15 protein-coding genes are annotated in these 12,505 nt (G+C 36.9%); 14 read left to right on the top strand and 1 reads right to left on the bottom strand.

The window, feature by feature from the left end; translation table 11 throughout:
* Positions 1–82 precede the first annotated feature (82 nt).
* The 14 genes from QFZ28_RS21545 (at position 83) to QFZ28_RS21480 (ending at position 10,757) form a co-directional block, all read left to right on the top strand.
* Positions 83–1,294, top strand: a complete 1,212-nt coding sequence (locus QFZ28_RS21545) for an EAL domain-containing protein (protein ID WP_307196549.1) — start codon at positions 83–85, stop codon at positions 1,292–1,294.
* 68 nt (positions 1,295–1,362) lie between these two features.
* The gene (locus QFZ28_RS21540) at positions 1,363–1,602 is read left to right on the top strand and encodes a hypothetical protein (protein WP_307196548.1); all 240 of its coding nucleotides are present in this window, start codon (positions 1,363–1,365) and stop codon (positions 1,600–1,602) included.
* A 184-nt stretch (positions 1,603–1,786) separates the two neighbouring features.
* The gene (locus tag QFZ28_RS21535) at positions 1,787–2,281 is read left to right on the top strand and encodes a DUF3993 domain-containing protein (RefSeq protein WP_307196547.1); all 495 of its coding nucleotides are present in this window, start codon (positions 1,787–1,789) and stop codon (positions 2,279–2,281) included.
* 180 nt (positions 2,282–2,461) lie between these two features.
* The gene (locus tag QFZ28_RS21530; RefSeq protein ID WP_045515459.1) at positions 2,462–2,698 is read left to right on the top strand and encodes a YkuJ family protein; all 237 of its coding nucleotides are present in this window, start codon (positions 2,462–2,464) and stop codon (positions 2,696–2,698) included.
* A gap of 111 nt (positions 2,699–2,809) precedes the next feature.
* Positions 2,810–3,262 carry a cyclic-di-AMP-binding protein CbpB gene (gene cbpB, locus QFZ28_RS21525; RefSeq protein ID WP_307196546.1) on the top strand — a complete coding sequence of 151 codons (453 nt, stop codon included), beginning with the start codon at positions 2,810–2,812 and terminating at the stop codon, positions 3,260–3,262.
* 119 nt (positions 3,263–3,381) lie between these two features.
* Positions 3,382–4,824 carry an MDR family MFS transporter gene (locus tag QFZ28_RS21520; protein ID WP_307197090.1) on the top strand — a complete coding sequence of 481 codons (1,443 nt, stop codon included), beginning with the start codon at positions 3,382–3,384 and terminating at the stop codon, positions 4,822–4,824.
* Between the two features lie 106 nt (positions 4,825–4,930).
* On the top strand, positions 4,931–5,815 hold the full coding sequence (locus QFZ28_RS21515; protein ID WP_307196545.1) for a LysR family transcriptional regulator: 885 nt from the start codon (positions 4,931–4,933) through the stop codon (positions 5,813–5,815).
* A 77-nt stretch (positions 5,816–5,892) separates the two neighbouring features.
* A complete protein-coding gene (gene dapD / locus QFZ28_RS21510) occupies positions 5,893–6,603 on the top strand; it encodes a 2,3,4,5-tetrahydropyridine-2,6-dicarboxylate N-acetyltransferase (RefSeq protein ID WP_307196544.1) in 711 nt (236 codons plus the stop codon).
* Between the two features lie 63 nt (positions 6,604–6,666).
* Entirely contained in the window at positions 6,667–7,785 is a 1,119-nt protein-coding gene (locus QFZ28_RS21505) for an N-acetyldiaminopimelate deacetylase (RefSeq protein ID WP_307196543.1), read from the top strand.
* Between the two features lie 157 nt (positions 7,786–7,942).
* A complete protein-coding gene (locus QFZ28_RS21500; RefSeq protein WP_179158453.1) occupies positions 7,943–8,491 on the top strand; it encodes a peroxiredoxin in 549 nt (182 codons plus the stop codon).
* A 65-nt stretch (positions 8,492–8,556) separates the two neighbouring features.
* A complete protein-coding gene (locus QFZ28_RS21495; RefSeq protein WP_307196542.1) occupies positions 8,557–9,012 on the top strand; it encodes a TlpA family protein disulfide reductase in 456 nt (151 codons plus the stop codon).
* Between the two features lie 107 nt (positions 9,013–9,119).
* Positions 9,120–9,458 (top strand): DUF4349 domain-containing protein, encoded by a 339-nt coding sequence (locus QFZ28_RS21490; protein WP_307196541.1) that lies wholly within the window; start codon positions 9,120–9,122, stop codon positions 9,456–9,458.
* On the top strand, positions 9,448–10,026 hold the full coding sequence (locus QFZ28_RS21485; RefSeq protein ID WP_307196540.1) for a DUF4349 domain-containing protein: 579 nt from the start codon (positions 9,448–9,450) through the stop codon (positions 10,024–10,026). The genes QFZ28_RS21490 and QFZ28_RS21485 overlap by 11 nt, the downstream gene beginning before the upstream one ends.
* 71 nt (positions 10,027–10,097) lie before the next feature.
* On the top strand, positions 10,098–10,757 hold the full coding sequence (locus QFZ28_RS21480; protein ID WP_307196539.1) for a potassium channel family protein: 660 nt from the start codon (positions 10,098–10,100) through the stop codon (positions 10,755–10,757).
* 76 nt (positions 10,758–10,833) lie between these two features.
* On the opposite strand, the gene rnjA is transcribed toward QFZ28_RS21480, so the two are convergent.
* Positions 10,834–12,501, bottom strand: a complete 1,668-nt coding sequence (gene rnjA / locus QFZ28_RS21475; RefSeq protein ID WP_307196538.1) for a ribonuclease J1 — start codon at positions 12,499–12,501, stop codon at positions 10,834–10,836.
* Positions 12,502–12,505: the final 4 nt, after the last annotated feature.

The raw sequence follows: 12,505 nt of genomic DNA, 5'->3' as shown, positions 1-12,505 counted from the left end.
AAAGAACAAGTTATGTAAGTGGAGCGTATTGTATAAAAGGGTATGGTATAATGAGGAAAATCTTTTTCTGGAGGGTACTTGAATGGATGCATTGGATATCCTAACGGATCTTGAAAATGTCATTCCTTATTTTCAACCAATTTTCAGTGCCGATGAACAGCGTGTCATAGCATATGAGGTCTTGGGCAGATATCAATCGGAAGGTAACATCATTAGCTTAGGTCAATTTTTTCTTGATGACCAAATTCCAGATGAATACAAATATGAAGTTGATCTATTGATAGTGCAGAAAGCATTAGACCTTGCAATCAGGCTAGAAGATGATGTCAGTTTCTATTTGAATCGTGATGCCGATTTACTCATGTATCGACATGGTGAACCATTTCTACAGGAACTGCTGGCTTATGAAAAAAGAGGATTGAATTTAAAGAGAATAGTTCTAGAAATTTCTGAAGGTAATTATAAGGGTGATTTTGCTCAGCTGGATCATTTATTACAATACTATCGTACGTATGGCATTAAGGTTGCTATTGCTAGTATTGATAGTGACACCAATTACTTTGAGCGAATTGGCCAATTAAATCCTGAAATCATTAAAATAAATCTACAGGCTATAAAATCAAACGCAACAGCATCAAGCTTTACTGATGTCTTATTTTCTCTGTCATTGTTAGCAAGAAAAATTGGGGCGACATTACTGTTTGAAAATATAGAAATGAGTTATCAACTTCAGTTTGCTTGGAAAAATGGAGGGAGATATTACCAAGGGTTTTATCTTCATCCACCTGCACCGGAGTTTATTGAGCGGGAATTACTAAAAGACCGGTTAAAAGGAAAATTTCATGATTTTATTGCCTATGAGAAGAGAAAACTGGAGGCAATTTATTCGGCTGCTGCGTATTTCCAAAATAAAGTACAAGACATTTTAGTGAAGAATAAAAAAGCTAATTATGAGGAGTTATTTACTTCACTCGCGAAAGAGATGGATGGGATTGCATTTAGAATGTATGTATGTGATGAAGATGGTTTCCAAAAATCTTCTAATATCTTTAAAGGCGAAAATGGCTGGTTTACGCAAAAAGAATATATCCAAAAAAATTGGAGCTGGCGGCCATATTTTTTAGAAAATATTATTAAAATGAGAAATGAAGGCAAAGGAATTCTTTCTGATTTATATAGTGATATCGAGTCAGGGGAAACAATTCGTACCTTCTCCATTCCTATAAATGGTAATGACTATTTATTTATTGATATTACTTATCAGTATTTATTTGATCATGACCAGTTGTTATAGGTTAATTTGAATAGAATGTTTCAGGTGGTGGAACTTTAATAATATCTTTATTAAAGGAGAAATCGCTCATGAATCTTTTTGTTAATGCACTATCCATCGTTATTGTTGGTGTTCTTGCGGTTTCGCTTGTTTATACACTGGTTGTTGCCAGAAAACAAAAAGCTGTTGAAGGAGAAATTGATTCAACTATTCCTAAGCCAGTACAAAAACATATTTATTCTAGCAACCCAATATTTTTGTCATATGGTATATTTTTTGCCTTGGTTCTTTTTATCATCCTTTTTTGTGCAATTACCTTTTTACGATAAGGCCTCATTTAGAGGCCTATTTTTTATAAAGATTTTTCGGGGGGGGAATGAATAAATAATCGAATAATTTGTGATTAAATGTCTTTTACTGCTGTTTTTTTGCGATTTATTTATCTCTTTCGATGGAATATTTGTTGTTAAAATGAATAATAACTTGAGTTTTCATGAACAGGGGGAAAAGGAAATGAAGAAAACCTTGCTGATGCTCCTCGTTGTACTATTATTAATACCCTTGTCTCCAAACGCTAAAGATCATCTAAGCAATAAAAATGATGTTTTTAGTTTCTTGCAAGAAGCCTTTCAAGCCCAAATCTCCCTTAGTGATCAAACTAGAACAAAGGAAGAAATCATTGATGTTTTAAGCCCTTATTTTACTGAAAAATATCAAAAAATGTTTTGGAAAGAGAATATTTTTGAAGAAGACGGTAAATTTGTTACATATGGCTCAGATTTTGCCTTTTATTATATTCCCTTTTTCCATTACTCAGAAGAAACAAAAGTAGTCATCTTCCAAGAAAGCATTTATGTTCTACAATTTTTCCCTTCCACAACACATGGGCCAGTAAGTTACACAGACCATTACGAGGGTGTATTGTTAAAGAAAGTCGATGGCGGTTGGAAAGTGGATGAATATTTATATGATAATATCCCTAAATCGATTATTGATAAAGCCTATTGAAAAAAAGTTCCCATTTTCTTCATTTTTATTTGGACAAATGCTGTCTGTTATTTTATTCTTTTAATATTGGCATATTTGCTATTGGGATTTTTTCTGGAAATAATCCATAAGGATAGAAATAGGCTAAAAGAGAAACATAACAGTAGAAAGTTTGCTTGTGTTTGAAAGGAGACGGAGCATATGTCACAGCTTCAAGGGATATTAACCCGGTTAAAAAACCTTCAGGAACAGTCTAATGGAGGTGAACCGGCACAACGCTATTTCGAAGTGAATGGCGAAAGAAAGTGTCAGGTAACATTTCATCCAAAAACAGAAACATTTGAATTGGAAATATATAATGAAAAGGAAAAGCCAAAGCGTTATCAATTTGATAATGTTGACATGATCACAATCGAAATTTTTGATTTAATCCAGTAGGAACCGGTAACGGTTCCTATCTTTTTCTGTTTTATTATAAAAAAACCCAGTTCTTCAAAAACTATGGTAGAATATACATGTGGTATAACAAACATTGAGGAGTTTTCGGCGATGATAAGTCTTCACAGTGGAGAATTTTTAGAGATAGATATACGAAAGTTAATGATTCCATCTGAGCGGGTTGCTCATGTACAGGTTGGAAATAACCTTGAACATGCCTTATTAGTTTTAACGAAGAGTGGATATACGGCAATACCTGTATTAGATCCTAATTACAAATTACACGGTCTAATTAGTACCCCAATTATAATGGATTCGATTCTCGGTCTAGAAAGAATAGAATTTGAACAACTTGAAAAAAAAAGAGTGGAAGAAGTAATGAATGCATCTGTACCTCGAGTTAAAAATACTGCTTCCATCAGAACCTGTCTTCGGCTCTTAGTAAATCATCCCTTTCTTTGTGTAGACACAGAGGATGGGTATTTCGAAGGTATATTGCCGAGAAGTACTGTGTTAACGCAGTTAAATTTAGCTGTTAATAAAATGAATAAAAGTGATAAATAAGGCTCCCAAAAGGGGGCTGTATTATTTTCAGTCGAGAAAGTAGTGGTGTGAAAGTGAGTGCTCCGATTTCCCAGCCTAAAAGAGGAAAGACAAATAGACCACTTGTCCTAGCAGCAGTCATGCTTGCCATGTTCATGGGAGCGATAGAAGCAACGATTGTTTCAACAGCCATGCCGGCAATTGTGGCTGACTTAGGAGGCTTTACTCTCTATAGTTGGGTGTTTTCAGCTTATCTATTGATGAATGCGGTAACAGTGCTAATTTATGGTAAATTATCAGATTTATTCGGTAGAAAACCTATTCTCTTTATCGGAATCATTATTTTCCTAATTGGATCCATTCTTTGCGGATTTGCCACGTCGATGGAATCCCTTATTCTTTTTCGGTTAATCCAAGGGTTTGGGGCAGGAGCTGTTACGCCTATCGCCACCACTATAGTAGGCGATATTTATTCAGCTGAAGAAAGGGCGCAAGTCCAGGGTTACCTAGCAAGTGTATGGGGAATTTCTGCTGTCACGGGACCAGCTGTGGGTGGGTTACTTGTTCAGTATGTAAGCTGGAATTATGTGTTTTGGATCAATATTCCACTGGGGATACTCTCTTTGATTGGTATAGGAGTCTTTTTACATGAAAACGTTGAGAAGAAAAAACACAAAATCGATTACATAGGTACGTTTTTATTAACTATTTCTATCTCATCATTAATGTTTTTACTCGTTGAGGGTGGAGGAAGATGGTCATGGGGTTCCTGGCAAATCATGAGTTTAGCCGTCCTATTTATGTTCACTATTAGTATCTTTGTTGTTCATGAAGGCCGCGCGAAAGAACCTGTCATGCCGTTTAATATTTGGAGGGAACGGTCTATTTTCATAGCCAATGTAACAAGTTTAACCACAGGAATCATGCTGATTGGAATTTCGAGTTTTCTTCCTACATTTGTACAGGGGGTAATGGAACAATCACCGATTGTTGCGGGGTTTACACTAACAGCGATGTCTATTGGCTGGCCGATTGCGTCTACTTTTTCTGGAAAGATGTTAAATTCTATAGGATACCGTAAAACTTCCCTTATTGGCGCTGCAGCCTTAATCATTGGCAGTGTAGTATTTGTTACCATGACTTCCTCCTCAGGACCTCTCTGGGCGGCTGCAGGTTCTTTTATTGTTGGTGTTGGTATGGGTTTAACGTCAACTGCTTTTATTGTTTCAATTCAAAGCACTGTAAGTTGGCAGCAAAGAGGGGCAGCAACCGCTGCTAATATGTTTATGCGGAATCTAGGAAACACTATTGGCGCAGCTTTACTTGGAGGAATTCTTAATAATCGACTTGCAAACTATCTAAGTGCAAATGCTGGCAGTACAGAAGAAAAACTATCAGTGGATTCAGTTAACCTGTTATTAAAGGATAAAGAACGGGCAGAATTACATATAAATGTGAAAGAACTACTGCAGGAAGGTCTTACTCAATCCTTACACTGGGTATATTATGTCGTCCTTACCTTTGCCATAATAAGTTTAATCCTAATATCTTTCATTCCAAAACAAAAACATGGCTCTGCATAATATGCAGGGCTTTTTTCTAATAAAAATAAAGCTTAGTAATGAAAACTTTTAATTTTCTCTATATAATAAGATAGTGATGTTTAATAAAGTATAAAGGTGGATGGTTTTGTCCTCTATATCTGAATTTCACTTATTATCTGTACTAGCTCAAGAGATGAACATGCGTAAAGCTTCGGAGAGGCTTTTCGTATCACAGCCAGCGTTGTCACAACGGCTGCAAACCATAGAGAAAGAGTGGGGAACGAAACTATTTATCCGCTCACAGAAAGGACTTGCCCTCACCCCTGCAGGTGAACATGTCATTCAATTTGTAAACGAAGTTCTTGGTAAAGAAGAAAAGGTTCGGGAAACAATACACTCCCTTCAATCGGGTGTATCAGGAACATTAAAAATTGCAGTGGCTTCAATCGTAGGTCAAAATTGGCTGCCGCCCGTTTTAAAAAAATATAGCGATACTTATCCGCAAGCAAGGATATCACTAATTACTGGATGGAGCAGTGAAATACTGAAAAGTTTATATGATGATCAAGTACATATTGGTATTATTCGAGGAATGCCAGACTGGAAAGGGGTTAAAATTAAACTATTCAGCGATCCGCTCTTTTTAGTTGATCGTGATATTACCAGACCCGAACAGTTATTGGAAACAGACAGACCTTTCATCCAATTTAAAAGTGATTCTAATTATTATCAAGAAATACAAGATTGGTGGATGCGCCAATTCAAAACCTCTCCCAAAAGAACCATTGTTGTCGATCAAATTGAGACATGTAAGCAATTAACCTTTAATGGTTTAGGATATTCAATCTTACCGGGCATAACGTTGAATAATAGTGAAAGAGAAATTTATAAAATTCCGTTATTAGATGAAAATGGTGAATCTCTTCAACGTGATACTTGGTTACTAGCGTACGAATCTTCTTTTAAGCTCAAACAAGTACAAGCGTTCGTGGATCTCATTAAAGAACATAGTAATCAAAGCAACGAATGATTTATATTCATTTTTCTTGTTTTCAACACTTTATTTTGGTAAAGTAAATTTTAATTATATTTGGAGGTAAAGACTATATGAAAATGATGGATGCAAACGAAATTATTTCTTTTATTCAAAACAGCAAAAAATCAACACCTGTAAAGGTTTATGTGAAAGGTGATTTAGAAGGTATCGATTTTGGAAGCAATTCTAAAACTTTTATTAATGGTAATACTGGTGTGGTTTTTGGTGAATGGTCTGACATTAACCCGGCGTTAGAATCAAACCAAGCAAAGATTGAAGATTACGTAGTGGAAAATGATCGCCGTAATTCAGCGATTCCATTATTAAATACTAAAAATATTAATGCCCGAATCGAACCAGGCGTAACGATTCGTGACCAAGTTGAAATTGGCGACAATGCAGTAATCATGATGGGTGCTGTTATTAATATTGGAGCAGTTATTGGCGAAAAAACCATGATAGACATGGGTGTTGTACTTGGTGGAAGAGCTACTGTCGGAAAGAACTGTCATATTGGTGCTGGTACAGTTCTAGCTGGTGTTATCGAACCACCATCCGCACAACCTGTCATTATCGAAGATGATGTCCTAATTGGTGCAAACGCAGTGGTGTTAGAAGGAGTTAGAGTTGGACAAGGATCAGTGGTTGCTGCTGGTGCAGTGGTTACGAAGGATGTTCCTCCTTATACAGTCGTAGCTGGAACCCCTGCTAGAAAAATTAAGGATATTGATGAGAAAACAAAATCTAAAACGGAAATTATGCAAGAGCTTCGCCAGTTATAAACTTAAGGAAAATGGAAAGCGTGGATACTCTCCACGCTTTCTTTCTAGTAAAGGAGTGATAGAATGAACCCTTTTATAAAAATCAGACGTGATTTGCATTTAATTCCTGAATTAGGATTTCAAGAATATAAAACACAAGCTTATTTATTATCGTATATAGAAAATCTATCACAAGAGAGATTATCCATAAAAAAATGGAAAACGGGTCTTTTCGTTAAAGTTCATGGTTTAAATCCAAGAAAAACAATTGGTTATCGGGCAGATATTGATGGTTTGCCAATCGTCGAAGAAACGGATCTAGAGTTCTCATCAACGCATGCGGAACAAATGCATGCTTGCGGTCACGATTTTCATATGAGTATTGCTCTAGGTGTGTTAACGCACTTTGTCGATAATCCAATTGATGATAACATTTTATTTATTTTTCAACCTGCAGAAGAGGGACCCGGCGGAGCGGAACCCATGCTAAAATCCGACATTATGCAGGAATGGAAGCCAGATATTATTTTTGCCTTACATATCGCACCAGAGTATCCTGTTGGATCCATTGCCCTAAAAGAAGGGTTATTATTTGCAAATACATCAGAGCTGTTTATTGACCTAAAAGGTAAGGGAGGGCATGCTGCATATCCGCATTTAACGAATGATATGGTAATAGCTGCTTGCTCACTTGTCGGACAACTTCAAACCATCATTTCACGCAATGTTAATCCATTAGATAGTGCTGTCATAACGATTGGCAAAATTACTAGCGGAACCGTGCAAAATATTATAGCTGAAAAGGCAAGACTCGAAGGAACGATTCGTACACTTTCTGATGATTCAATGGATAAGGTTAAACAACGAATCGATGCAGTGGTAAAAGGTATAGAGACTAGTTTTGAATGTGAAGCAGTGATTGATTACGGTGCGATGTACCACCAGGTATACAATGATGAGGAAATAACAAAAGATTTTATTCAATTTATGAGAACACAGACTTCTATTAATGTCATTGAATGTCAAGAAGCGATGACAGGAGAAGATTTCGGTTACATGTTGAAGGAAATTCCTGGATTAATGTTTTGGCTCGGAGTGGACTCACCTTATGGACTGCATCATGCCAAATTAAATCCAAAGGAAGAGGCAATAGAGGTTGCAATCAATATACTCACCAGCTATATCACATTTAAAGGAAATTGATGCGACACATATTCTAAGAGCGTATTAGTTTATTCTCTTGTATAAAAATGTTAAACTGAAAATTAGAAAAGATTGTTACATATTGTCGTTTATTCTATAAGTAGATGGGGTAAACCAATTAAGGGACTATTTATTAAACTAATTGGAGGGATTAAGCATGCCAGAACGCATGGTAGCTAAGCAAGCACCTAGATTTGAAATGGATGCCGTATTACCGAACAAAGAATTTGGAAAAGTCAGCCTTGAAGAAAACATGAAAAATGACAAATGGACTGTGTTATTCTTCTATCCAATGGATTTCACTTTTGTATGTCCTACAGAGATTACTGCAGTTTCTGATCGATATGAAGAATTCGATGATCTTGATGCAGTTGTTATTGGTGCTTCTACTGATACAATACATACACACCTTGCATGGATTAATACAGACCGCAAAAACAATGGCCTTGGTGAACTAAACTATCCATTAGCTGCAGACACTAACCACGTTGTTGCACGCGACTATGGCGTTTTAATTGAAGAAGAAGGAATTGCACTTCGCGGCTTATTTATTATCAGCCCAGAAGGTGAATTAATGTATTCTGTCGTTAACCACAACAACATCGGCCGTGATGTAGATGAAACATTGCGTGTACTTCAAGCATTACAAACTGGCGGTTTATGCCCGGCAAACTGGAAACCAGGACAAGCTACTCTTAATGCTTAATACTTTAGTCTAATAAGATAGACCTAACCTTCCGAGTTAGGTCTTTTTTAAAAAGGGGATATGTCATGAAACTACGTGAGCCAATGCCGGAATTAACTGGTGCCGTTGAATGGTTAAATGGAGAAGTCACAAAAGATGATTTAGTGGGTGATAAACCAACACTTATTCATTTCTGGTCAGTCAGCTGTTACCTATGTAAAGAGGCTATGCCGCAAGTTAATCAATTCCGAGATCAATATAAAGATAAATTAAATGTGGTGGCTGTTCATATGCCTAGATCTGAAGAGGATTTAGACCTAGAGCAAATCAAGCAGGTGGCTGCAGAGCATGGAATCAATCAGCCGATTTTTGTTGACAGTGAACATAAACTAACAGAAGCATTTGAAAATCAATATGTCCCTGCCTATTACGTATTCGACCGTGAAGGCAAACTCCGCCACTTCCAAGCAGGCGGCAGCGGCATGAAAATGCTTGAAAAGCGAGTTAACCGTGTACTGGATGAATTAGAAAAAACAGAATAAACAATGAAGGGCTGTTCGTAACCAAACGAGCAGTCTTTTTATTTTTATGTAACCATCCTAATTTTTTAACGTCGGTATTTATAAATAGGCAAGAGGGGGTTACCGAAATGAAAAAAGTAATCAAATTTATTGTCATACTTTCTCTGATTCTTTTCCTAGCTGCCTGCAGTTCGAGCAGTAAAAGTGAAGAATTAAAGAAGAGTAGTGACAGTAGTACGGCAATGGATTCTGGTCAGCCTGCTATGGAAGAAAAGTCACAAGTATCATTGGATAATCATGCAAAACAAGAGAAAGCAGCTCCGGCAGAATTAGAAGCTCCTAACCAAATGGTCATTTATCAAGCAGATTTACAGCTTCGTGTAAAGAAATTCGAAGAAACATTGCAAAAAATTGAGGAACAGGTAATAAAACTAGGCGGCTATATCTCTGAATCCAATGTGTCCTAAGGACGGTGTAGAACAAGTAAGCGGGCATATTACTGTTCGCATTCCTCAAAAAAATTTCCAAGCCTTTTTGCATGATGCTGAGGGGCAGGCAGCTGAGATTCTACAGAGGAATATTACCGGTACAGATGTTACCGAAGAGTATGTTGACCTTGACTCAAGACTAAAGGCAAAAAGAGTAGTGGAGGAACGGTTAACATCGTTTATGCAATCAGCACAAAAGACAGAAGATCTTTTGAAAATCTCAGCAGACCTCGCTGCAGTACAAGAGGAAATTGAAACGATTCAAGGAAGAATGAAATACTTAGAAAATCAGACTTCATTATCTACCGTTCATGTATCACTTTTTGAAAATAAGGTTATAGTACCAAATCTTGAAGATGAAAACCTTAATACTTGGGATAAAACAAAAAAACAATTTATGAAAAGCACAAACATGCTTTTAGCAGCTATTTCAGGGTTATTTGTTTTAATTGTCGGTAATATGCCAATATTGGTAATCGTAGCAGTGGCAGCGGTTTTCATTTACCTATACTTCAAGAAAGTGCACAACAAAAATAGTAACGGATAAATAAGTATATTCAACTAATTTGGATATGATAAAATGAAAATGGTTAATTGATTTTGCTGGGGGAGTTTTAGTTGAAGAAAAATTTTGCAGTAATAGGACTTGGCCGTTTTGGAGGCAGTATTTGTCGTACACTTTCAGATGAAGGTTTTGAAGTACTGGCAATTGATAAAAATGAAGAAAGAGTAAATGCCTACGCGATGATAGCTTCTCACGCTGCTGTGGGAGATACAACGGATGAGGCAGTACTAAAGAGTCTAGGTATTCGAAATTTCGATCATGTTATTGTTGCGATTGGTGATGATATTCAATCTAGTATCTTAACTACTCTGATCTTAAAAGAACTAGGAGTAAATCATATTACGGTTAAAGCTCAAAATGATTATCATGAGAAAGTGCTTGTGAAGATAGGCGCTGATAAGGTTGTTCATCCCGAACGAGATATGGGAAGAAGAATAGCTCATAATATGGCGTCGAGCAGTGTGTTGGATTATCTTGAGTTATCGGATGAACATAGTATCGTTGAAATCGTAGCAAACAGTAAGATTAGCGGTCATACCATCATTGATTTAGACATTCGAAAGAAATATGGATTAAATATAGTAGCGATTAAAAGAGGTATGGATATCATCGTGTCTCCAAAACCGAATGAAGATATCCAAGCAAACGATGTATTAATTGTAATAGGAACTGACGAAGATATCGATCGATTCGAAAGAAAAGTTATGCAATAAGAAAAGCGGAAGCCCCTAGGCGCTGGAGCTAGACAATAAGAAAAGCGGAAGCGCCACGAGGCACTTCCGCTTTTTCTTATACTTCCATAATGATTGGTAAAATCATTGGTCTGCGTTTTGTTTTTTCATAAAGGAATGGAGCTAAAGTATCAGTAATTTCATTTTTAATTTCTGACCATTGACTTGTTTTTCGTTCCATTACCTTATTTAAGTGCTTAGTAATCAGGTTTTGAGCGTCGTTAATTAAATCGCCCGATTCTCTCATATAGACAAAACCTCTAGAGATAAGGTCAGGACCTGAAGCTATTTTGAAGTCTTTCATGTTAATGCTAACTACTACAACGACCAATCCTTCTTCTGAAAGGATCCTTCTATCACGTAAAACAATATTTCCGATGTCGCCAATACCGCTGCCATCAATATAAACGGAGCCTGAAGGGATTTTCCCTGCTACTTGCGCACTGTTTTCAGAAAGAGCTAATACTTCACCATTGTCCATAATAAAACAATTCTCTTCTTCCACACCACAGTCAACTGCAAGTTTAGCATGCATTCTCTGCATTCTATATTCTCCATGGATAGGCATAAAAAACTTTGGTTTAATCAAACGGAGCATTAGTTTTTGTTCTTCTTGTCCGCCATGCCCTGAAGTATGAATGTTACTAAGTTTTCCGTGTATCACTTCAGCACCTGCTCGGAACAACATGTTTATTGTCCGGTTAACACTAATTGTGTTTCCAGGTATCGGTGATGATGAGAATACAACAGTATCCCCTGGGATAATTTGAATTTGTCTATGCGTACCATTTGCAATCCTAGATAAGGCAGCCATAGCTTCACCTTGGCTTCCAGTACATAAAATGGTTACCTTGTCAGCTGGGAGTCGGTTGATTTGATTTGCTTCGATAAACGTTTCTTTTGGTGCATTTATATAGCCAAGCTCTTGACCAATCGTAATTGCAGATTCCATACTGCGTCCAAAAACAGCAACTTTTCTTCCGTTCGCAACTGCAGCTTCAACAACTTGCTGCAGTCTGTAAATATTAGAGGCAAAGGTAGCGAAAATAACGCGGCCGGAGACCTTCCGGAAAATATCATCAATACTTTCGCCAACAAGACGTTCAGACATTGTAAATTCAGGTATTTCACTATTGGTACTATCTGATAATAAGCATAATACGCCTTCTTTTCCGATTTCAGCCATTTTGGTTAAATTAGCCGGTTCACCTACTGGTGTAAAGTCGAATTTGAAGTCACCTGTATGGACGATTTGTCCTGGCGGGGTTTTTACAACGATACCGTATGAATCAGGGATACTATGTGTTGTACGGAAAAAAGAAACAGATGTCTTGCGGAACTTTATCACATCATCTTCTTGAATTACATTTAACTTTGCCGTTCTTAATAGCCCATGTTCTTCCAGTTTATTTTTAATAAGTCCTAATGCCAGCTTGCCGCCGTAAATGGGAATATTTACTTCTCGTAACAGATATGGAATACCGCCGATATGGTCTTCGTGTCCGTGGGTAATAAATAATCCTTTAATTTTATCTTCATTTTTTACTAAGTAGGTATAATCAGGAATAACATAATCAATTCCTAATAACTCGTCCTCTGGAAACTTAATACCTGCATCAATCAGGATGATTTCATCCTGAAACTGTACTGCATATGTGTTTTTTCCGATTTCTCCCAAACCGCCTAAAGCAAAGACAGCAGTTTGGTCATTTTTTACAAATTTCATAAAT

Source organism: Neobacillus niacini (assembly GCF_030817695.1).
Lineage (GTDB): Bacteria > Bacillota > Bacilli > Bacillales > Cytobacillaceae > Neobacillus > Neobacillus niacini_F.
The sequence above is the reverse complement of the archived record's forward strand: the minus strand, read 5'-3'. Positions and strand labels throughout refer to the sequence as shown.